The following is a 21,453-nucleotide window of genomic DNA, read 5'->3' on the forward strand; positions in this document are numbered from 1 at the left end:
ACCACCCGGGTCAGCACCCGGTCAGCCCCCCGAGGACGACCTCGGTACGGCGACGGACTTCTCCATGGCGGCGCGGAACCGCGCGTACCCGTCGAGCTCGGGACCGTCGCCGCGCGCCTTGCGGGTGCGGCTGGCCCAGCTCCCCCAGAGTCCGGCACCGATCGCAGCCACAAGCGGAATCAGCAACCAGGCGAGCACCGCCATGCCGACCTCCCAACCCCATTACCGCAACTGACTGATCAGCAGATTAACCATCCGTACTGACAACGCTCACGGCAGGGGTGGGGTTACGCAACCGGAGGCGGGGCGGGCGCTCAGCAGGCCCCGACCCACTCCTCGGTGCCGTCGGAGAACCTCTGGTGCTTCCAGATCGGCACCTCGTGCTTGAGATCGTCGATCAGCTTCCGGCAGGCCTCGAAGGCCTCGCCCCGGTGCGGACACGAGACGGCGACGACCACCGCGAGATCACCGACGGCGAGGTCCCCCACCCGGTGCACGGCCGCGAGCGCCCGCACCGGGAACTCCGCGGCGACCTTCTCCGCGATCCGCCGGATCTCGGCCTCGGCGGTGGGATGGCAGGAGTACGCGAGCGTGTCGACGTCGGCGCCCCCGTCGTGATTGCGCACGGTCCCCACGAACAGCGCGGTCCCCCCGGCCGCGTCGTCCCCGACCGCCCGGAAGACCTCGTCGAGGGAGAGGGCGGTGTCCCTGATGCCGATCAGCTTGATGGGGTCCTCGGCCGCCCGCTCGCCGGGATGGTCGTTGGTGGATGCCATACGTCCATCGTGCCTCACGAGGCACCGGCGGCGACCATCCGGTCCGTCCGGCGCTTCCCGTCCGGCGCTTCCCGTCCGGCCGCTTGAGGACGACGCCCGTTCAGGGCCGACGGGGGTCCAGGGGGCGAGGCCCCCTGGTTCACGGCGCGCCCTTATCGGCGCCGCGCCTTGCGCGCCCGCCGCACCACGGCGGCGGCGCCGAGCAGCGCGACCGTCGCGCCCGCGGCCCCCGCCGCCGTCGCGTCCTTGCGCCCGAGGCGACGACCCGCCACGGTGTGCCGTCCCGCCACCTCCTCCAGCAGCTCGGCGAGCACCTCCTCGTTGGTCCACTGCGCCCGCCACCCCGCGTCGTGCAGCCGCGAGCCGCTCACCACCCACGGGTACATCGTGTACGCCAGGTCGCCCGCCGGGGACGGCGTCAGCCCGATCCGGTGCAGCCGGGCCGCCGCGCCCAGCGCGACCGCCGACGGCAGCTCCATCCGCCGGATCCCGCTGAGCTCCTCGACCTCCTCCTGCTCCAGCCACCCGTCGCAGCCGACGGCCAGCTCGCCGTCCACCTTCTCCAGGACGGCGTACTCCAGGGCGCCGCACAGATCCTCGACGTGGCAGAACTGCCAGGCCGGCCGGGACCCCGCCACGACCAGCAGCCGCGGCGACTCGAAATACCTGGTCAGCGCCGTGTCCGTACCTCCCACCAGCACGGCCGGGCGCACCACGGTGACATTCAGCCCGGGGTGCGCGCGGGGCGCGCGCCGTGCCAGCCGTTCGATTTCCAGCAGGTCCCCGACGCCCGTCGCCTCCGCGGTCGCGCGCAGCTCCGCGTCCTCCGACAGGGGGAGCTCGTTGTCCGGCAGCGCCCCGTAGACCATCGAGGAGGTGCACAGCACCACGCGCCGTACACCGGCCGCCGCGGACGCCGTCAGCACGGTCTGCGTGCCACGGACGTTGTAGGCCGTCCGGGCGGCGGCGTCACTCCCCAGGTCGAGATCGAGCGCGAGGTGCACGACGACGTCGACGCCCCGCAGCTTGTCGGCGATCGCCGGGTCACGGACATCGAGGATGTGCCACTGCGCCGCGTCGCACTCGCCCCGTCGCTCGTCGATGGCGACGACCTGCTTGATCTCGTCCGACGCGGCGAGCCGCTCGGTGAGCAGCGCGCCGACCCCGGTGGCTGCGCCGGTCACGGCGACGACGGGCCCGCGCGAACCACCCGGGGCGGAGTGGTTTCGCGCTGCGCGAACCTGCGGATCTGGGGAACTCACCAGGTGTCTCCAGCGGTTGTCTTGGCATACGGGCGCGACGGACGCGTACGTACCAGGTGGCATCCATCCTGCCGCAGGCCAGGAGTCGGCGAAGCACCGAGGCCCGATCGAGCCCCGGGGTGTCTACGCTGGGTGGTGTTGCAGGGCAGCCGCGCCGCCGGGTGAAAACCCGGTGGCCTAACCAGCCGAGGAACCCCGTGAGTGACACCCCATTCGGATTCGGCCTTCCGCCGGAGGAGCCGGAGGACGGCGACGAGGGCAAGAAGAAGGACCAGCAGAGCGGTGGCGGTCAGGGACAGGCCAACCCGTTCGGTTTCGGCATGCCCGGCTTCGGCGGCCCGGGCGGTCCCGGCGGCGACAATCCGCTCGCGGCCATGTTCGGCTCGCTGAACCCCAACGACCTGGGCGCGGCCTTCCAGCAGCTCGGCCAGATGCTCTCGTACGAGGGCGGCCCGGTGAACTGGGACATGGCCAAGCAGATCGCCCGCCAGACGGTCTCCCAGGGCACCTCGGACGGCGTGAAGGACGAGAGCGTCGGCCCCGCCGAGCGCACCGCCGTCCAGGAGGCCGTCCGTCTGGCCGACCTGTGGCTGGACGACGTGACCTCGCTGCCGTCCGGCGCCGGCTCGGCCGTGGCCTGGTCGCGCGCGGAGTGGGTCGAGGCGACCCTGCCCGCGTGGAAGGAGCTGGTCGATCCCGTCGCCGAGCGCGTCGGCGCGGCCATGGGTGATGTCCTGCCGGAGGAGATGCAGGCCATGGCCGGTCCGCTGATCGGCATGATGCGCTCGATGGGCGGGGCGATGTTCGGCTCCCAGATCGGGCAGGCCGTCGGCGTCCTGGCGGGCGAGGTGGTCGGCTCGACCGACATCGGGCTGCCGCTCGGCCCGGCGGGCCGGGCCGCGCTGCTGCCGCTGAACATCGCGTCGTTCGGCAAGGACCTGGGCATCCCCCAGGACGAGGTGCGGCTCTACCTGGCCCTGCGCGAGGCCGCCCACCAGCGCCTCTTCGCGCACGTGCCCTGGCTGCGCTCGCATCTGTTCGGCGCGGTCGAGGGCTACGCGCGCGGGATCAAGGTGGACACCGCGAAGCTGGAGGACGTGGTCGGCCAGTTCGACCCGCAGAACCCCGAGCAGCTGCAGGACGCACTCCAGCAGGGCATGTTCCAGCCCGAGGACACCCCGGCGCAGAAGGCCGCCCTGGCCCGTCTGGAGACGGCCCTGGCGCTCGTCGAGGGCTGGGTGGACGCGGTGGTGCACGCGGCGGCGAAGCCCCGGCTGTCGTCGGCGGACGCGCTGCGCGAGACCCTGCGCCGCCGTCGCGCCACGGGCGGTCCGGCGGAGCAGACGTTCGCCACGCTGATCGGCCTGGAGCTGCGCCCGCGCCGGCTGCGGGACGCCTCCCGGCTGTGGGCCTCGCTGACCGACGCGCGCGGCGTGGACGGCCGTGACGCCCTGTGGGCGCACCCCGACATGCTGCCGACGGCCACCGACCTGGACGACCCGGACGGCTTCGTGCACCGTGAGCAGCTGGACTTCTCCGAGCTGGAGAAGATGCTCGGCGAGGCGGGCGGCGCCGGCGGCCCCGACCAGAAGCCGAACCTGAAGAAGGACGACTCCGACTCCGAGGGCGACGGCACCGAGTGAGCCTGTACGACGACGCGGTTCTCGTGCTCAAGGAGTACGAGGACCAGCCGGACCTGCGCCAGACCTACCTGGATCACCTGGCTGCCCACTCGGACGGCGTGTGGAAGGCCTGCGGCGACGGGCACATCACCGCGAGCGCGCTGGTGATCGATCCCTCACGCGCGCGTGTGCTGCTCACCCTGCACAGGAAGCTGCGGATGTGGCTGCAGATGGGCGGCCACTGCGAGCCGGGCGACGCGACGCTGGCGGCGGCCGCCCTGCGGGAGGGCACGGAGGAGTCGGGTATCGAGGGGCTGAGCCTGCTGCCCGGCGGCCCCGTGCGCCTGGACCGGCACGAGACACCGTGCGCCTGGCACCTGGACGTCCAGTACGCGGCGCTCGCCCCGGCCGGGTCCGTGGAGGCGATCAGCGACGAGTCCCTGGACCTGCGCTGGTTCGCCTACGACGAGGTCGCGGAGGTGGCCGACGACTCGGTCGTACGACTGCTGGAGGCGACCCTCGCCAGACTGTGACGGGGTAAGGGGCGCCCGCTCAGGCAGGCGCCCCTTACCCCGTACCTCTTACCTGTTACCTCTCATGACCGCTCGGTCAGCTCCAGGCGTTGCCCTGGTTCTGCTGGCGGACCCCGTGCTGGCCCATGCCGTACTGCGCGGCGAGACCGGAACCGATCTGGGCGTTCTGCGGCGGCAGCAGCTCGCTGGGCTGCACCAGCGCGAACCCGCTGCCCATGAAGCTGAGCTCCCAGCCCTCGCCGGTGTTGCCGCGCCGGCGCCACACACCGGAGGAGTGCGTCTGGGCCTGCATCTGCACGCGCAGCCCGGTCGACCAGGCCACGATGGCGTCGGCGTCGCAGTTGACGTACTTGTCCGGCGTGACCTGCATCATCAGCGGCGCGCCCGACGTCATCAGGGCGACCCGGCCACGGCCGGTGATGTTGAGCTGGTACTTCCCGGAGCCGGAGATGCCGTAGAGGCTGTCGACGGCGACGACCTCGTGGTGCAGCGAGGAGTCCATGGCGAGGACGTAGCTGCTGTCGACGGTCAGCCCGTCCTGCTCGACGTCCACGAGGTGGATGTGCTGGGCGAGGTTGGCGAGGTAGACGGTGCCCTGTCCGTGGCAGCGCATCAGGTCCAGGCCCTCGCCCGTGTACGCACGCGCGCGTCCCTGCTGGTTGCTCTGGTACTCGGCGTCGAACTCGACGAGCCCCTGGTAGGCGACCATCGTGCCCTTGCGGGCCAGGATGTCGTCGTGGCCCTCCAGGACGATCCGGAGCATCTGCTTGTTCTGCAGGCTCCAGCGTTCCTGGGCCTGCGAGTCGTTGTGTGCGAAAAGTGAGCTCTGCATGACTTTCTGGCTCCCCCTCAGCCCCGGAACCGGAGACGGTCGGTGCTGTCCTCGCTGGGCTGGACGACGACGATGCCCTGGCCGGAGAAGGCCATCTGGAAGGCCTCGCCGCTGCCGCGGCCGATGAGGGACTGCGCCTTGAAGCTGCGCTTGCCCTTGACCTTGAGGTTCGGCGACCAGGCGACGAGCGCGTCCGGGTCGACGTAGGTCTCGTCCTCGCCACCGCCGCAGTCGACGACGATCGGCTTGCCCCGGGAGGTGAGCGCGACCCAGCCCTGACCGGAGATCTTGGTGTTCCACAGGCCCTGTCCGGCGAACTTCGCCAGGCCCTTGACCCGCTCCACGCCCCAGGTGAGGTGCGCGTCGAAGGCGAGCAGGTTGGTGGCGTTGACCGAGATGCCGTCGCCGTTGAGGTTGATCACGACCACGTTGGCGCCGTAGTCGGCGAGGTAGAGCAGTCCGTCGCCGGAGCACTTCATCAGGGGGGCGCCCTCACCGGTCATCCAGTCGCGGGCGATCTGGCGCACGGCCGGCGGGTTGGGCTCGTACTGGACGAAGCCCTCGTAGGCGACCATCGAGCCCACGCGCGCGAGGAGGTCGTTGCCGGTCTGCATGGCGACCTTCAGCATGTGATCGCCGTGGTTCTCCATGCGGGCGGTGACGGGTGCGGGGGCGTAGCCCGCGAGCGGCTGGTTCATGACGGGCTCCCTCAGACCTCGTACGGCTGGACGACGATGAAGTTGCCGGGCGCGCCCCGGAACTGGAGGTTGACGCTCTCCCCGGTGTCGCCGGGGTAGGCGTTGCGGCGCATCCGCACCTGGCTGGAGACGACCACCTGGGCGGCGGACGACCAGGCGACGACGGCGTTGCAGTCGGCGAACGTGGTCGGGGTGACCGGCAGGACGACGGGCGTGCCGTGCGTCTTGACGACGATCGTGCCGGTGCCCGTGAACTGCATGGTGAACAGCGCGCCGCCGGGGATGCCGTGGCCCTCGATCCGGCGGACCTCGTACTGGAGGCTCTCGTCGAAGGCGAGGACGTTCTCGGCGGAGACGCAGATGCCGTCGCCCTGGAGCTCGATGGGGTGCAGCATCGTGGCGTTGTCGGCGAGGAAGACCTGGCCCTGGCCGGTGCAGCGCATCAGCTGCATCTCCTGGCCGGTCGCGTTGCCGACGATCCGGCCGGCGAATCCGGCGCCCTTGTAGCTGAAGTCGACCTTGCCCTGGTAGAGCACCATGCTGCCCTGGCGGGCGAGCACGGGCTGGCCGCCCATGCCGAGGTCGACGCGGATCAGCTTCTTGTTCTGCTGCGTCCAGCGCTGCCCGGTGGGCGTCTCCTTGAACTGCTGGAGCGCCGCGGTCACTCCGGCGCCGCCCGGGGGCGCGCCCTGCGGCACGCCGTACGCCTGCTGGCCCGGGACCTGTCCGAACGGGGGCTGCTGGCCGTAGCCGGGAGGCATCGGGGCCTGGGGCGGCATGGGGGCCTGCGGGGCGTGGGGCGGCTGGCCGTAGCCGGGGGGCGGCGGCGGGGCGGCCGGGGCGCCGGGCTGCCCGTACGGCTGCTGCTGGTGGGGCTGGCCGTAGGGCGCGGGGACCGGGCCGGGCGGCGGGACGGGGACGCCACCGGGCGGGGTCATGGGCGCGATGATGGTCGGCGCGGCGTGCACCGGGGGCGCGGGCGCCGGGACGGGCGGCGGCGCGAAGCCCTGCGGGGCGGCTGCCGGCGCCGGGGCGGGCGCGGGCGCCGGAGCGGGCGCCGAGGGGGCGGCGAACGCGGGCGGGGCGAACCCGGGAGCGGCACCGGACTGCGGCTGGGGGACGGCGGGCGCGGGCGCCTCCTCCTCGGCGACCTCGCCGCCGAAGTTCTTCAGCAGGGCCTCCAGACCGCCGTCGAAGCCCTGTCCGACGGCCGCGAACCGCCAGACGTCCTTCAGGTAGAAGTCGCCCAGCATCACGGCCCGCTCGCTGGTGAACTCCGAGCCGTTGAAGGCGTACCGGGCGACCTCCTCGCCGCCTGCGACGATCCGCAGATAACCGGGGTTGATCTGCGACATCTGTCCGGCGCCGTCGATCGTCGCCGTGAAGGACAGCTTCTGGATCTGCGGCGGGATCCGGTCCAGCGTGACGCGGAAGGACTCGGTGTCACCGGCCTGGGCGCCCAGGAGCTGGATCGACTCCTCGGGGGACTTCGGCTGGTTGAAGAAGACGAAGTACCTGTCGTCGGAGAGCCGTTCGTCGGCGTCGAGGCCGAAGCAGCTGATGTCGAAGGTCAGACCGGGGGCGGTGATCTGCACGCCTACGTACAGATCGGTGCCCGCCGTGAGGTCACTGATCCTGGCCTTGTGGCCGCGTTGGAATTCCCTGGGCATGCGTAACGACCGTCCCCCATCCCGATTGCGAGTGCGTCGCGTCAGGCTAACGGCAAACTCCGACAACGCACGATGTCGGTACAGACCCGGTACACAACCCGCGTCGACCGATACCGGGCGCGGGCACACTCCGCGCCCCCGGGGTCACTCCTCGCGCGTGCCGGGCGGATGGGGCAGCCGCTCCGCCGCGACCACGCCCTCCAGATAGCCGCGGGCCCGCTCGGTGCGCGGGTAGGCCTCGAGCAGCCGCCAGAAGTCGGGGCCGTGGCCGGGCACCAGCAGGTGGGCGAGTTCATGGGCGAGGACGTAGTCGACGACGTAGTCGGGCATGCCCTGGAGGCGGTGCGAGAGCCGGATGCTGCCCTCGGCCGGGGTGCAGGAGCCCCAGCGCGTGTTCTGGTTGGTGACCCAGCGCACCGAGGTGGGCCGGGCCCGGCCGCCGAAGCACTGGGCCGACAGCCGCTCGGCGCGCTCCGTCAGCTCGGCGTCACCGGGCACCCGCTTGCTCTCCTGCGCCGCGAGCTTGTCCAGCATGACGCCCACCCAGCGCCGTTCCTCGGCCTCGGACATCCGGGCGGGGATGAGCACGATGGTGCGGTCGCCCTCGCGGTAGGCGGAGACCGTCCGGCGTCGACGGGCGCTTCGGCGCACCTCGATCGCGCTCGCCCCCGATCCGTTCGCGGGCTGGCTCGTCGGCTTCCGCTGTGGCGTTCCGGCGCGGTGCAGGGGGTCGGCGGGCACGCCCCGACGTTACCCGTTGCACCTGGGGGAAGTCCCGACTCCGGGACGGTCGGGTTCCGATCCGGCACCTGCGTTTTACGTCATACGACGGATTTGTACGACGAATTCCCGTGCCTGTGGACAACTCTCGGCGCGGTCCGGCGGGGCCGGGCATGCTGGCAGGAGTCGGCGGAGCGAGGAGACCCCATGCACCCGCTCCGCCGACGCACGGGGAGTTTCCGGTACCGCATGGGCATATGCGGCGACACACAGGCATACGGGGGCCTTTGATGCATCCGATGGTGAAGCCCGCGCTGCGGCGCGGTTGGCGGGACCTCAACACCGTGCAGTTCGGAATGACACCGGCGCACGCGCTGACCCTCGGCCCGGTGGACACGGCGACGGGCAGTTTCCTCGACCTGCTGGACGGCACCCGGGGCCTCGACCTGCTGCGCGCGGAGGGGCGCCGCATGGATCTTCCGGACGGTCACGTGGACCGGCTGGTGGAGCGGCTGGGCCGGGCGGGACTCCTCGACGACGCGCGCGGGGGCGGGCCGGACGCGGCGGCCCTGCGCGAGAAGCGGGAGGTCGTGGACCGGCTGCGGCCGGACCTCGCCTCGCTGTCCCTGACCACCTCCGCCCCCGGCGAGGCGCTCGGCCGGCTCGCGGCCCGGCGCCGGCTGCGGGTGCAGGTGCACGGCGCGGGGCGGGTCGGCGCGGTGCTGGCGGCGCTGCTGTCGGGCGCTGGGATCGGCGAGGTGGACGTGCGGGACGGCGGTCGGGTGGAGCCGGGGGACGTGGCACCGGGCGGGCTGTCCGCCGAGTCGGTCGGCGAGCGCCGGGACGAGGCCGCCCGCCGTGCGGTGCGCGCCGCCGCCCCGGACCGCCCGTCGCGCAGAAGGACCGGGTCACCGTCCGGGGCGGAAACCCCCGGCCTCGCCCTGGTGATCATCGCCTCCCGGGACGACGTGAGCACCCACGCGCCGCCGCCCTCCGCCGCCGAACCGCTGCTCGCCTCGGGCACCCCGCATCTGTACGCGGGGGTGGTGGAGGCGACGGGTGTCGTGGGGCCGCTCGTCCTGCCCGGGGAGACGGGCTGCGCGGGCTGTCTCCAGCGGACGCGCACCGACCGGGACGAGACCTGGCCGCGGCTGCTCGCGCAATGGCAGTCGGGGCGGCGCCGCCCCGCGCGGGCCTGCGACCTGACCCTGGCCACGGCGGTCGCGGGCCTCGCCGCCGCCCACGCGCTCACCTTCCTCGACGGCCGCCTCCCTTCCAGCGCGGGGGCCCGCTGGGAGGTCTCCCTCCCCGCTCTGCAGTGGCACGCCCGGCCGGTGCGGCCGCACTCCGCGTGTCCGTGCGGCGCCTTCGGGGAGGGCGTGCGGAAAGGTAAGGGGGAACACACACACGAGGACGGGGGATCACACGCGACAATGGCAGGGCAACGGCAATCGAGGGAATTACGCCGTACGACAGTGGCGGCGCGGCAGGCTGGGACTTGGAGGGCGCATGTCTGATCTTCCCCGGAAGGCGGTCACCCGGACCGCCAAGCTCGCCGCGCTGCCGCTCGGCTTCGCCGGCCGGGCGACCTGGGGCCTGGGCAAGCGGATCGTGGGCGAGTCCGCCGAGATCGTCGGCCGAGAGCTGCAACAGCGGACGGCGGATCAGCTCTTCAAGGTGCTGGGTGAGCTCAAGGGCGGCGCGATGAAGTTCGGACAGGCCCTGTCCGTCTTCGAGTCGGCCCTGCCCGAGGAGGTCGCCGGCCCCTATCGCGCGGCGCTGACGAAGCTCCAGGACGCGGCGCCGCCGATGCCGACCCGCACGGTGCACTCCGTGCTCGCCGAGCGGCTCGGTGCCGACTGGCCGGACCTGTTCGTGGAGTTCGACGACAAGCCCGCCGCCGCGGCCTCCATCGGCCAGGTCCACCGCGCGGTCTGGCACGACGGGCGGGCGGTCGCGGTCAAGGTGCAGTACCCGGGAGCGGGCGAGGCGCTGCTCTCCGACCTGACCCAACTGAGCCGTTTCGCCCGGCTGCTGGGTCCGCTGATCCCGGGCATGGACGTCAAGCCGCTGATCTCCGAGCTCCGTGACCGGGTCTCCGAGGAACTGGACTACGCCTTGGAGGCGCAGGCCCAGCAGGCCCACGCCGAGGAGTTCGCCGGCGATCCGGACGTCGTGGTCCCGGTGGTGGTGCACCAGTGCGAGCAGGTCCTGGTCACCGAGTGGATCGACGGCATTCCCCTGTCCGAGGTGATCACCGCGGGGACGCAGGAGCAGCGCGACCGCGCCGGACAACTGCTGTCCCGCTTCCTGTTCTCGGGTCCGGCCCGCACCGGTCTGCTGCACGCCGATCCGCACCCGGGCAACTTCCGTCTGCTGCCCGGCGGACCGGACGGCGAGGAGGACTGGCGGCTCGGCGTCCTGGACTTCGGCACGGTCGACCGGCTCTCGGGCGGTCTGCCGGAACCGATCGGCGAGTCCCTGCGCATGACCCTGGACGGCGAGGCCGACGCGGTCTACGAACTCCTGTGCTCCGAGGGCTTCGTGAAGGAGTCCATCGAGCTGGACCCCGACGCGGTCCTCGACTATCTGCTGCCGATCATCGAACCGGCCAAGGTGGAGGAGTTCACCTTCACCCGCGGCTGGATGCGCAGCCAGGCCGCCCGGATCGCCGACCCCCGCTCCCCCGCCCACCAGTTGGGCAAGCAGCTCAACCTGCCGCCGGCCTATCTGCTGATCCATCGGGTGACCCTGAGCACGATCGGTGTGCTGTGTCAGCTCGGCGCGACGGTTCGGCTGCGGGACGAACTGGAGGAGTGGCTGCCGGGGTTCGTCCCGGAGGGGGACCTGGAGGAGCTGGACGCACAGGACTCGGCGGCGGGGGCCTGACGGGCCGTCGGACAACGCGCCGCGGGGGCCGGTCCGTTCGGACCGGCCCCCGCGGGGACAGTTTCCGCCTCTCCTGCCGGGAGGCCACCGCTTCCGGTGTGGGGTTACTGCATCACGGCGAGGGCGAGCGCCCGGCGGGCGCGCAGCGAGGCGCGCTCGGCCTTGCGCTGCATCCGGCGGGCGGCCGCGAGGCGCACGGCCACACGGTCACGCTCGGCCTCGTGCAGTCGCTCGTGCATATGCGCACGTGCCAGGGCTTCTGGGATGAGTTGCATTTCTCGGGTCCTGTTCTGACGCGAGTCGATCGCGCCGGTGGTGGTGACGTCTTCGGTCGCGGAGCCTGCGGGCTCGCTGGTGAACGGCTTCATCGGGGCCTGCTTCTGGGGGTCTTGCGTGAGGGGGCGGTCGATCGTTCCTGCGGTGTTCATGCCGTGACCGGGTTCTTGCGCGGGCGACCACGCGGCCGCTTCCGGGCGACGACGACACCCTGCACGAACAGCTCGCCACCCCAGACGCCCCAGGGCTCACGCCGCTCCTTGGCGCCGGCGAGGCAGGCCTCGATCAGCGGGCAGGTGCGGCAGAGGGACTTGGCGTACTCGACGTCCGCCGGCGACTCGGCGAAGAAGACCTCCGGGTCGTAGGAGCGGCAGGGGACGGGTACGCCGAGGTTCTCGATGGCGTCGTCGAGCGCGGTGAGCGCGGTGAGCGGGGTCAAGGTGGAGTCCTCCGTGAGGCCGGGCGGGGAGATCGTTTCGGAAGGCGGTACGGACGTGGCGTGCGCTTCGAGTTGCACGGTTCGTCTTCCTCGTCTGTCGGTCCGGCCCTGTTGGGCCGGGTGTCGGCGTTTCTGGTCCCGAGGCCCCTTCGCCCGTCCGTCCCCGGTACGGGGACAAACAGAAGGGCCGCGGATCCCGGTTGGGGTTCCGCGGCCCTGAAGGCGCCGGCCTGATCGACGATCAGGCTGGATCACTCCAGGGTTCTGGCCCACGGAAGGCCCACATCAGGTGGTGCTGCGTCGTCTGCTTCCGGAATCCGGCACCGGCCGCGGTAAAGGCATAGGCCTGCGCCTGTCCCTTTACTGCTTCCAGTGCCTGGGTCGGTCGCTCATCGCGCTCACGGACGGGAAGGCCCGCGGGAGCAACGGAGGAGGACGCCGGGCGACCGGCACGAATGCCGGACAGACCGGTGCCCAGGGTCGAGGCGCCGAGCATGCACGTGGAGACGACCGAGCGATCGGTCAGTTTGGCGGAGCTGATGGAGCTGCGGTTGATGATGATCACTGGAATCGCCTCCTCTCGGCGTCTCGGGGGACCGGGGGTGAGCCCAGTCCAACGGATATGTAAGTAGAGCACGGAATCAGGGCCTCAGAGAAGGCCGCCGTCCCCGTGTCCTAGAACCTATGGGGATTCCCGGGGCATGCGCAAACTATTTTTTCGACGAGTTCGCCTCAACTCCGCGCCCGTCCGCCTCCGCGTCGTCCTCGAGCGGCTGGCCTGCGCAGATGGCCAGCACATCGGCCCCGTAACGGTTGAGCTTGCGCACGCCGACCCCGGGGATCCGGGCGAGCTCACCCGCATCGTCGGGAACGGCCTCGGCAATGGCCATCAGCGTCTTGTCGGTGAAGACGCAGAAGGCCGGCTGTCCAGCGCGCCGCGCCTGTCGCTCGCGCCACTCCCGCAGCCGCTCGTAGACCTCCTCGTCCATGTCGGAGGGGCAGCCCTCGCAGCGCATCAGCTTCATCTCGCCGGCGTCGGTGAGGGTCCGTCCGCAGACCCGGCACCGGGCCGGGGTGCGCCGGGTCCGGCGGGGGACCTCCACCGTGCCCGCGCCGGCGGTGCCGAAACCGCGCTCGACACCGCCCGAGGCTCCGCCGCCCCGGGCGGCTCCCGTGCCGGATCCGGGACGCAGTCCGTCGAGGAAGCGGCTCGGGCGGCGACCGGGCCGGCCGCCCGGCGAGCGGGCGAGCGCCCAGGACACGTGCAGGCGCTGACGGGCACGGGTGACGCCGACGTAGAGGAGGCGGCGCTCCTCCTCGATCTGCTCGTCGGTCCTGGCGTAGGTGATCGGCATCATGCCCTCGGCGACGCCGACCAGGAAGACGACGTCCCACTCCAGGCCCTTGGCCGAGTGCAGGGAGGCGAGGGTGACGCCCTGGACGGTCGGGGCGTGCTGGGCGCTCGCCCGCTCGTCGAGTTCGGCGACGAGGTCGGCGAGGGTGGCGCCGGGCCGGGCGGCCTCGAAGTCCTGGGCGAGGTTGACCAGGGCGGCCAGCGACTCCCAGCGCTCTCTGACGGCCCCGGAGCCCGCGGGGGGTTGTGGGGTCCAGCCCTCGCCGGAGAGGACCGCACGCACCTGCGACGGCAGGTCGACGGTGTCCTCCAGGAGGGTGTCGTTGCGTCCGAAGCGTGCCGCGCCGCGCAGGGCGACTCCCGCCTTGCGTACCTCGGGCCGGTCGAAGAAGCGCTCGGCACCGCGCAGTTGGTAGGGGACGCCGAGGTCGGCGAGGGCCTGTTCGTACGTCTCGGACTGCGCGTTGGTGCGGAACAGGACGGCGATCTCCGCGGCCGGGACACCGGCGGCGAGGAGGTCCCGGATGCGGCGGGCGGCACCCTCGGCCTCGGCGGGCTCGTCGGTGTACTCGGTGTAGACGGGTTCGGGTCCGGCGGCGCGCTGGGAGACCAGTTCCAGCCGGTGGTCGGCGGCGCGGCCGCGGGCCTGGGAGAGCAGGCCGTTGGCGAGGTGGACGACCTGGGGCGTGGAGCGGTAGTCGCGGACCAGCTTGACGACGGTGGCGCCGGGGTGGCGGGTGCGGAAGTCGAGGAGGTGGTCGGGGGTGGCGCCGGTGAAGGAGTAGATCGTCTGGCTGGCGTCGCCCACGACGCAGAGGTCGTCCCGGTCGCCGAGCCACAGTTCCAGCAGGCGTTGCTGGAGGGGGCTGACGTCCTGGTACTCGTCGACCACGAAGTGCTGGTACTGGGCACGCACCTGCTCGGCGATGTCGTGCCGGTCCTGGAGGACGGCGACGGTCAGCAGCAGGACGTCCTCGAAGTCGATGACGCCGCGGTCGCGTTTGAGGTCCTCGTAGGCGGCGTAGAGCTGGGCGATCTCGGCGGGGTCGCGGGGGGCCTCGCGGCCGGCCCTGACGGCGGCGAGGGCGTAGTCCGCGGGGACGGTCTGGGTGACCTTGGACCACTCGATCTCCGCGGTGGCGTCCCGCAGCTCGCCGCGGTCGAGGCGGAGACGGCAGGCGGCGGCCGCGTCGGCGACGAGCTGGATCTTGCGGTCGACGAGCCGGGGCAGCGAGCCACCGATCGCTTTCGGCCAGAAGTACTGGAGCTGACGCAGTGCGGCGGAGTGGAAGGTGCGGGCCTGGACGCCCTGCGCGCCGAGCTGACGGAGCCGGCCGCGCATCTCGCCGGCGGCGCGGTTGGTGAAGGTGACGGCGAGCACGCTGGAGGGCTGGAGGATGCCGGCGCGCACGCCGTAGGCGATGCGGTGGGTGATCGCCCGGGTCTTGCCGGTGCCGGCTCCGGCCAGCACGCACACCGGCCCGTGCAGGGAGGTGGCCACCTCGCGCTGCTCGGGGTCGAGCCCTTCGAGCACCGCGTCGGCCGAGTCGGGGACCCGCGGGAAGAGGGGGGAGTGCGTTGCTGCTGTCACACCGCCATGCTGCCAGGTCGGCGGAGACGGGCGAGCCGGTTGTCCACAGGCGGGGCCTCGCGGTCGTACTAATGCGGTGGACGTCACCTCCAGGTCGTGAAGGACGGGAATGGTGGCGCTGTCACGTACGTTCCCCTTTCAGATCGCCCGTCCCCGACCCGCCTAAGGAGCACGAGAGACATGCTGGGCACTGTGACGATGTACAGCACCACGTGGTGCGGTTACTGCCAGCGGCTGAAGAAGCAGCTGGAGCGCGAGGGCATCGCGTACACCGAGATCAACATCGAGCAGGACCCGGAGTCCGCGGCGTACGTGGAGAAGGCGAATGGCGGAAACCAGACGGTGCCGACCGTCCGGGTAGTGCCCGCCACTGGTGGCGGCGAGGTCGTGATGACGAACCCGAGCCTCGCCCAGGTGAAGCAGGCTCTCGCGGTCTGACGCTTCCCAGCGCTTCGGCCCTCTCTGGTCAAGGTCACCAGAGGGGGCCGCTCCGTATGCAGCGCGACGACCGTGCGCGCGTTCTGCTCCCAACTCCCATGAAGGGGTGGGTGTCCCGGCCAGGACACCACCCTTCGCTGTCTCAGAGGAAGCTGCGCGTCGGCAGTGGCTTGCCGTACCAGAGCTCGATGAGGCGGGCCGCGATGGAGATGCCGTACGGGGGCAGGACCTCGCCCGCCTCGAAGGCCGCGGTCAGCTCGTCGCGGGAGAACCAGCGGGCCTCGTGGATCTCGTCGCCGTCGACGTCGATCTCGGTGGAGGTGGCGCGGGCCAGGAAGCCCAGCATCAGGCTGGACGGGAACGGCCAGGGCTGGCTGGCGATGTAGTCGACCGGGCCGACGCTGATCCCGGCCTCCTCGAACACCTCGCGGCGCACCGCCTGTTCGATGGACTCACCGGGTTCGACGAAGCCGGCCAGCGTCGAGAAGCGGCCCTCGGGCCAGTGGACCTGGCGGCCGAGGAGGATGCGGTCGTCCTCGTCGGTGACGGCCATGATCACCGCGGGGTCGGTGCGCGGGTAGTGCTCGGCGCCGCAGGCGGGGCAGCGGCGGATGTGGCCGGCCGCGGCGATGACCGTGCGCTCGCCGCAGCGCGAGCAGAAGCGGTGGGTGCGCTGCCAGTTCTCCAGGCCGACGGCGTGCACCATCAGGCCCACGTCCCGGGGCGACAGCAGCAGCCCCGCCTCGCGCAGTCCGGCCGGCCGGGCCGACTGGTCGATCCGGCCGGGCAGGGCGTCCTTCTGGAGGGCGAAGTAGCTGACGCCGTCGTCGTCGGTGCCCAGGAAGTAGCGGTGCGCCTCGGTGAGCGGGGCCTCGAAGGAGGGCGTCATGACCAGCTCGGTCCGGCCGTCCGGCGTCTCGTCTATGAGGACCTGACCGCCGGAGACGACGAAACAGCGCGTGCTGGGGTGGCTCCACGCGGCGGCGAGCCAGGCCTCGTCGAGCCGGTGGTGGGCGGCCCGGTCGATGCCGCTGGGCGCGGTGAGCGAGATGGGCCTGTCGGCGTTCTGGTCGGTCCAGGTGGTCACGGGTGCTTCCAACTCCCCCGGTGGAACGGTTGATTCGGCGGGCGGTTCAGCGGAACGTGCGGGTGGGGGCGACCGGCTCCGGTGCGGCGCCGCGATGCGGCCTTTCCCGTGTGCGCCGCGCGCAAACCCGCTCCGGGCCGGGCGGGGCGGTCAGGGCGCACGGCGCCAGTTCTCGGCCAGGTCGCCCCAGAGGTACGCGGCGGTCTCGACGCCTTTGAGGAGGAGGTCCAGCTCGACCTTCTCGTTCGGCGCGTGCCAGCCGTCCGAGGGGACGGAGATCCCGAGGAACAGCACGGGCGCGCCGAGGACCTCCTGGAGGTCGGCGGCGGGGCCGGAGCCGCCCTCGCGGGTGAAGCGGACGGGGCCTTCGAAGGCGCGGCCCATGGCGCGGACCACGGACTTGAGGGCGGGGTGGTCGAGCGGGGTCAGGCACGGGCGCGTGGCGGGGCTGAAGGTGATCTCGTGGCGGATCCCGGCGGGGATCCGCTCGTCGGCCCAGGCGCGGACGGCCTTCTCGATCCGGTCGGGTTCCTGGCCGGCGACCAGCCGGAAGGACAGCTTCACGAAGGCCGAGGACGGGACGATCGTCTTGCTGCCGGGCCCCTGGTAGCCACCCCCGATGCCGTTGACCTCGGCGGTCGGGCGGGCCCAGATGCGCTCCAGCGTGGTGTGCCCGGCCTCACCGTGGGAGGCGTGCGACTTGGCGGTGCGCAGCCACTGTTCCTCGTCGAAGGGCAGCTCGGCGAAGAGCTCGCGTTCGCGGTCGGTGAGCTCGACGATGCCGTCGTAGAAGCCGGGGACGGCCACGCGCGCGTGCTCGTCGTGCAGGGCGGCGACGAGGCGGGCGGCCTCGGTGGCCGGGTTGGGGACGGCGCCGCCGAAGGAACCGGAGTGGATGTCCTGGTCGGGGCCGAAGAGGCGGATCTCGCACTCGGCGAGGCCGCGCATGCCCGTGCAGACCGTGGGGGTGTCCGCGGACCACATGCCGGTGTCGGAGACGATCACGGCGTCCGCGGCGAGCCGCGCGGCGTGCGCCTCGACGAGGTCGCGGAAGTTCGGGGAGCTGGACTCCTCCTCGCCCTCGATCAGGAGCTTGAGGTGGACGGCCGGCGCGGTGCGGCCGGTGGCGGCGAGGTGGGCGCGCACGCCGAGGGTGTGGAAGAACACCTGGCCCTTGTCGTCGGCGGCCCCTCGCGCGTAGAGGCGGTTGCCGCGGACGACCGGCTCGAAGGGGTCGCTGTCCCACCCGTCCTCGCGGGCGGCGGGCTGCACGTCGTGGTGGCCGTAGACCAGGACGGTGGGGGCCTCGGGGTCGTCCGAGGGCCACTCGGCGAAAACGGCGGGGGCGCCGGGCGTCGGCCAGACCTCGACCGTCGGGAAGCCGGTCTCCGTCAGCTTCGCGGCGAGCCAGTCCGCGCTGCGTCGTACGTCGGCGGCGTGGTCGGGCTGCGCGGACACCGACGGGATGCGCAGCCACTCGGCGAGGTCGTCGAGGAAGGCGGCGCGATGCTGCTCGATGTACGTGCGGACGGCGCTGACGGCACTGTCAACGGGATGGCTCATGGTCACGAGCCTATCGGCCCGCGCCGACATCCTCGCCGGGCGGTTGCGCACGCTTTTCCCGCCCTTGGGGTGACTCGTGATCATCCGCGAAGGCTTCCTCGCCCCTCAACAGGCGCTCCAGGGCGGCCCGATCGGGCAGGTCGCGGGGCCGTACGACCTCGCCGGTGCGGACGTAGAGGAACACCGCTGTGACGGATTCCACGGGCACCCCCTGCTGCTCGGCCCAGGCGAGCCGGTAGAGGGCGAGCTGGAGGGGGTCGGCGGTGCGGGCGCGGTGGGTCTTCCAGTCGACGATCTCGTACGACGTCGTACCGCCGTCCTCTTGTCGGTAGACGGCGTCGATACGGCCCCGTACGACGCGGCCGGCGAGGGCGAGCTGGAAGGGGGCCTCGACGCGGTAGGGGGTACGCCGGGCGTACTCGGTGCGCTCGAAGGCCTCCTTGAGGTCCTCGAGGTCGCGTTCGTCGGCGATCTCGGCGTCGGCGCCGGGTAGCTCGTCGGGTTCCAGGAAGGGAAGCGTCAACGCCTCGAAGCGGGCTTCCACCCATGCGTGGAACCGGGTGCCACGGCGCGCGGCCGGTTGCGGGGGGCGCGGCATGGGGCGGGCGAGCTCCTGCGCGAGACCGTCCGGGTCCTCCGCCAGGCGCAGGACCTGCGAGGCGGTGAGCGTCGTCGGGAGGGCTACGTCCGTGACGCTCCGGCGGGCGCGCAGCAGCTCACCGGCGAGCGCGTCGAGGTCGCGGTCCCAGGAGGCGACCGCGCGGGCTTCCTCGGGCGTGAGGGAACTCCGCCGGGGCCGCACGGCAGCGGGTTCGGGGGCGGTGGCCTGGTGGGGGACGGCGGGGCGGGGCGGGGCGTCGTGGGGGTCGAGGGGGTCGTGGGGGTCGTGGGGGTCGTGGGGGTCTTCGTCGAACGGGTCGGGTTCGCCCTCGAAGGCCTCGCCAGCGAAGTCCGCGAAGGGATCCGTGTCCTCGAACGGGTCCGCCTCGAACGGGTCGGTCGCGAACGGGTCGGTCGCGTCGTGGGGCGGCTCGTCCTCGGCGGGGGGCGGGGGCCAGTCAGGGGCGTCGTGGGCGTCCGGGTCGTGCGTGGCGGGCCGTGCGTCGGCCTGGGCGGCGAGGTCGTCCAAGTGGGCGAGGACGGTGTCGGCGGCGGCGCGGCGGCGGGCGAGTGCGTCGGCGTCCAGGGGGAGCGGCCAGGCCTGGTCGGCTGTGGCGCGGTGCAGCGCGGGGTTCTCCGCGTCCTCCTCCGGCTCGTCGGCCCAGGCCTCGATCTCGCCGTACCCGGCGGCGCAGTGGTCGTACAGGGCCCGCAGGAAGTCCGAGGGGCCGCGGCGCTTCTTCTGGGTGGGGCCCCACCAGTGGCCGGAGCCCAGGAGGAGGGAGCGGGGGCGGGTGAAGGTGACGTAACCGAGGCGGAGCTCCTCGGTGTGCTGGTGGTCCTTCATGGCCTCGTGGAAGGCCTTCATGCCCCGGGAGTCCCAGGAGGCGACGTCGGGGAGGGTGTCGGCGTCGCCGCGCAGGGCGTGCGGCAGCACCTTGGCCTGGGCGGTCCACTTCTCGCGGCCCTGGCCGCTGGGGAAGGTGCCGGTGACCAGGCCGGGGACGGCCACGACGTCCCATTCGAGGCCCTTGGACTTGTGGGCGGTGAGCACCTTGACGGTGTTCTCGCCGCCGGGGAGGGCGTTGTCGAGGCCTTTCTCGTACTGGGCGGCGGTGCGCAGGAAGCCGAGGAACGCGAGCAGGCTCGCCTCGCTCTCGCCCGCGGCGAAGGAGGCGGCGACGTCGAGGAAGTTCGACAGGGTCTCGCGGCGGCGGGCGGCCAGCGCGTGCGGGGAGGCCGACAGTTCGACCTCGAGGCCGGTGACGGCGAGCACGCGGTGCAGCACGTCCATGAGCGGGTCGGCGAGGGAGCGGCGCAGGTCGCGCAGTTCGGCGGCGAGGCGGGCGAAGCGCACGCGCGCGTCCGGCGAGAACGGGAGCCTGTCGTCCCGACCGCCCTCCAGGGGTGTCTCCAGGAAGGTGTCGAGGGCGTCCGCGAGGGAGATCACCTCGGACGGGTCGACACCTTCGACGGCCTCGGCGAGGCGGCGGTCCGGGTCGTCGCCGTCGTCCCCGCGCGCGTGGGCGACGAGCAGCCGGGCCCGCCGGCCGAGGAGGGCGAGGTCGCGCGGGCCGATGCGCCAGCGCGGGCCGGTGAGCAGCCGGACCAGGGAGGCGTTGGCGCCGGGGTCCTGGAGGACCTCGCAGACGGCGACCAGGTCGGCGACCTCGGGCAGGTGCAGCAGTCCGGAGAGACCGACGACCTCGACGGGCACGTCCCGGGCGACGAGCGCGCCCTGGATCTCCGCGAAGTCGGTGGCCGTGCGGCACAGGACGGCGATCTCGCCCGGTGCCGTGCCGGTGCGGACCAGGTGGGCGACGGAGTCGGCGATCCAGTCGATCTCCTCGGCGTGGGTGGCGAGGAGCGCGCAGCGGACCAGGCCGTCGCGTTCGGCGCCGGGGGCCGGGCGCAGGGCCTCCACGCCCGCGTGCATGGCGCGCAGGGGGGCGGCGAGGCCGTTGGCGAGATCGAGGAGGCGGCCGCCGCTGCGGCGGTTCTCGCCGAGTGCCTGACGGGTGGCGGGGCGGCCGTCGGCGTGGGCGAAGTGGTCGGGGAAGTCGTCGAGGTTGGCGACGGAGGCGCCGCGCCAGCCGTAGATCGCCTGGCAGGGGTCGCCGACGGCCGTCACCGGGTGTCCGGTGCCGCCGCCGAACAGGCCGGCCAGGAGGATGCGCTGGGCGACGGAGGTGTCCTGGTATTCGTCGAGGAGGACCACGCGGAACTCGTCCCGCAGGATCCGCCCCACCTCGGGGACCTGTGCGAGCCGGGCCGCGAGGGCGATCTGGTCGCCGAAGTCCAGCAGGTCGCGGTGGCGTTTGGCGGCGCGGTAGCGGAGCACCAGGCCGGCCAGCTCACGCCGGGCGGCGGCGGCCTCGGGCACCTTGCGCAGATCGGCGTTGCTGAGCCTGGTGCCCTCCAGGGTGTCCAGCAGTCCGGCGTCCCAGGTGCGGAGCTCGTCGGGGTCGACGAGGTGTTCGGCCAGCTCGGAGTCGAGGGCGAGGAGGTCGCTGACCAGGTCGGCGACGGAGCGGGTGAGCGACGGGTAGGGGCCGGGGGCCTCGCGCAGGACGCGCGCCGCGAGCTGGTAGCGGGTGGCGTCGGCGAGGAGACGGGAGGTCGGCTCCAGGCCGATGCGCAGGCCGTGGTCGGTCAGCAGCCGGCCCGCGAAGGCGTGGTAGGTGGAGATCACCGGCTCGCCCGGCGGGTGGTCGGGGTCGATGACGTCGGGGTCGGTGACGCCCGCCTTGACCAGGGCCTTGCGGACCCGTTCGGCGAGTTCGCCGGCCGCCTTGTTGGTGAAGGTCAGGCCGAGGACCTGTTCGGGGGCGACCTGCCCGGTGCCGACCAGCCAGACCACGCGGGCGGCCATCACCGTCGTCTTGCCCGACCCTGCTCCGGCCACGATCACCTGCGGGGCGGGCGGCGCGGTGACGCAGGCCGTCTGCTCCGGGGTGAAGGGGATCCCGAGGAGCTCCTTGAGCTGCTCGGGATCGGTGATGCGGGCGGGCATGAAAAAAGGCTAACGGCGGGCACCGACAATCGATGACCACGCACGGGCCGCACTCCCGCTGGGCCCGCGGGCCCGCTCACTCCACCCCGT

General features: G+C 72.6%; 19 protein-coding genes. 5 read left to right on the plus strand and 14 right to left on the minus strand.

Annotated elements, in window-relative coordinates; all coding sequences use genetic code 11:
- Nucleotides 1–21: 21 nt before the first annotated feature.
- The 3 genes from AQJ58_RS10965 to AQJ58_RS10975 all read right to left on the minus strand — a co-directional run bounded on the left by AQJ58_RS10965 (nt 22) and on the right by AQJ58_RS10975 (nt 2,038).
- A complete protein-coding gene (locus tag AQJ58_RS10965; protein WP_067248130.1) occupies nt 22–204 on the minus strand; it encodes a hypothetical protein in 183 nt (60 codons plus the stop codon).
- 110 nt (nt 205–314) lie between these two features.
- Nucleotides 315–776, minus strand: a complete 462-nt coding sequence (locus AQJ58_RS10970) for a molybdenum cofactor biosynthesis protein MoaE (protein WP_067248132.1) — start codon at nt 774–776, stop codon at nt 315–317.
- A 152-nt stretch (nt 777–928) separates the two neighbouring features.
- Complete coding sequence (locus AQJ58_RS10975; RefSeq protein WP_067248134.1) at nt 929–2,038, minus strand: SDR family oxidoreductase; 1,110 nt, start codon at nt 2,036–2,038, stop codon at nt 929–931.
- A 197-nt stretch (nt 2,039–2,235) separates the two neighbouring features.
- Between AQJ58_RS10975 and AQJ58_RS10980 the strand changes: the two genes are divergently transcribed.
- Nucleotides 2,236–3,681 (plus strand): zinc-dependent metalloprotease, encoded by a 1,446-nt coding sequence (locus tag AQJ58_RS10980; protein WP_067248137.1) that lies wholly within the window; start codon nt 2,236–2,238, stop codon nt 3,679–3,681.
- Nucleotides 3,678–4,193, plus strand: coding sequence for an NUDIX hydrolase (locus tag AQJ58_RS10985; protein WP_067248140.1), 516 nt, complete (start codon nt 3,678–3,680; stop codon nt 4,191–4,193). Before AQJ58_RS10980 ends, AQJ58_RS10985 begins: the two co-directional genes overlap by 4 nt.
- Nucleotides 4,194–4,269: 76 nt before the next feature.
- On the opposite strand, the gene AQJ58_RS10990 is transcribed toward AQJ58_RS10985, so the two are convergent.
- From AQJ58_RS10990 to AQJ58_RS11005, 4 genes are all read right to left on the minus strand, one after another.
- Nucleotides 4,270–5,025 carry an AIM24 family protein gene (locus tag AQJ58_RS10990; protein ID WP_067248142.1) on the minus strand — a complete coding sequence of 252 codons (756 nt, stop codon included), beginning with the start codon at nt 5,023–5,025 and terminating at the stop codon, nt 4,270–4,272.
- Between the two features lie 17 nt (nt 5,026–5,042).
- Nucleotides 5,043–5,723, minus strand: a complete 681-nt coding sequence (locus AQJ58_RS10995; RefSeq protein WP_067248146.1) for an AIM24 family protein — start codon at nt 5,721–5,723, stop codon at nt 5,043–5,045.
- A gap of 11 nt (nt 5,724–5,734) precedes the next feature.
- Complete coding sequence (locus AQJ58_RS11000; RefSeq protein ID WP_067248149.1) at nt 5,735–7,393, minus strand: TerD family protein; 1,659 nt, start codon at nt 7,391–7,393, stop codon at nt 5,735–5,737.
- Nucleotides 7,394–7,537: 144 nt separating this feature from the next.
- On the minus strand, nt 7,538–8,134 hold the full coding sequence (locus tag AQJ58_RS11005) for a M48 metallopeptidase family protein (protein ID WP_067248152.1): 597 nt from the start codon (nt 8,132–8,134) through the stop codon (nt 7,538–7,540).
- A gap of 269 nt (nt 8,135–8,403) precedes the next feature.
- On the opposite strand from AQJ58_RS11005, the gene AQJ58_RS11010 reads away from it, so the two are divergent.
- Together AQJ58_RS11010 and AQJ58_RS11015 are read left to right on the plus strand one after the other, a co-directional pair.
- A complete protein-coding gene (locus AQJ58_RS11010) occupies nt 8,404–9,630 on the plus strand; it encodes a TOMM precursor leader peptide-binding protein (RefSeq protein WP_067248156.1) in 1,227 nt (408 codons plus the stop codon).
- Nucleotides 9,623–11,002 (plus strand): ABC1 kinase family protein, encoded by a 1,380-nt coding sequence (locus AQJ58_RS11015; RefSeq protein ID WP_067248158.1) that lies wholly within the window; start codon nt 9,623–9,625, stop codon nt 11,000–11,002. Before AQJ58_RS11010 ends, AQJ58_RS11015 begins: the two co-directional genes overlap by 8 nt.
- Nucleotides 11,003–11,106: 104 nt before the next feature.
- Here AQJ58_RS11015 and AQJ58_RS11020 read toward each other — a convergent pair whose 3' ends face one another.
- The 4 genes from AQJ58_RS11020 to AQJ58_RS11030 all read right to left on the minus strand — a co-directional run bounded on the left by AQJ58_RS11020 (nt 11,107) and on the right by AQJ58_RS11030 (nt 14,662).
- A complete protein-coding gene (locus tag AQJ58_RS11020; protein ID WP_067248161.1) occupies nt 11,107–11,430 on the minus strand; it encodes a hypothetical protein in 324 nt (107 codons plus the stop codon).
- Nucleotides 11,427–11,795 carry a WhiB family transcriptional regulator gene (locus tag AQJ58_RS11025; RefSeq protein ID WP_055638270.1) on the minus strand — a complete coding sequence of 123 codons (369 nt, stop codon included), beginning with the start codon at nt 11,793–11,795 and terminating at the stop codon, nt 11,427–11,429. The genes AQJ58_RS11020 and AQJ58_RS11025 overlap by 4 nt, the downstream gene beginning before the upstream one ends.
- Before the next feature lie 163 nt (nt 11,796–11,958).
- Complete coding sequence (locus tag AQJ58_RS40605) at nt 11,959–12,282, minus strand: hypothetical protein (protein ID WP_079078857.1); 324 nt, start codon at nt 12,280–12,282, stop codon at nt 11,959–11,961.
- Between the two features lie 145 nt (nt 12,283–12,427).
- A complete protein-coding gene (locus AQJ58_RS11030; protein WP_107122018.1) occupies nt 12,428–14,662 on the minus strand; it encodes an ATP-dependent DNA helicase UvrD2 in 2,235 nt (744 codons plus the stop codon).
- Between the two features lie 180 nt (nt 14,663–14,842).
- On the opposite strand from AQJ58_RS11030, the gene AQJ58_RS11035 reads away from it, so the two are divergent.
- Nucleotides 14,843–15,100, plus strand: coding sequence for a mycoredoxin (locus AQJ58_RS11035; RefSeq protein WP_067248167.1), 258 nt, complete (start codon nt 14,843–14,845; stop codon nt 15,098–15,100).
- Between the two features lie 142 nt (nt 15,101–15,242).
- Here AQJ58_RS11035 and nudC read toward each other — a convergent pair whose 3' ends face one another.
- The 3 genes from nudC to AQJ58_RS11050 all read right to left on the minus strand — a co-directional run bounded on the left by nudC (nt 15,243) and on the right by AQJ58_RS11050 (nt 21,363).
- A complete protein-coding gene (nudC, locus tag AQJ58_RS11040; RefSeq protein WP_067248170.1) occupies nt 15,243–16,187 on the minus strand; it encodes an NAD(+) diphosphatase in 945 nt (314 codons plus the stop codon).
- Between the two features lie 150 nt (nt 16,188–16,337).
- Entirely contained in the window at nt 16,338–17,750 is a 1,413-nt protein-coding gene (locus tag AQJ58_RS11045) for a dipeptidase (RefSeq protein WP_067249636.1), read from the minus strand.
- A gap of 10 nt (nt 17,751–17,760) precedes the next feature.
- Nucleotides 17,761–21,363 carry an ATP-dependent helicase gene (locus AQJ58_RS11050; RefSeq protein WP_067248173.1) on the minus strand — a complete coding sequence of 1,201 codons (3,603 nt, stop codon included), beginning with the start codon at nt 21,361–21,363 and terminating at the stop codon, nt 17,761–17,763.
- Between the last annotated feature and the right edge of the window lie 90 nt (nt 21,364–21,453).

The organism is Streptomyces sp. DSM 15324 (assembly GCF_001514285.1).
Taxonomy (GTDB): Bacteria; Actinomycetota; Actinomycetes; order Streptomycetales; family Streptomycetaceae; genus Streptomyces.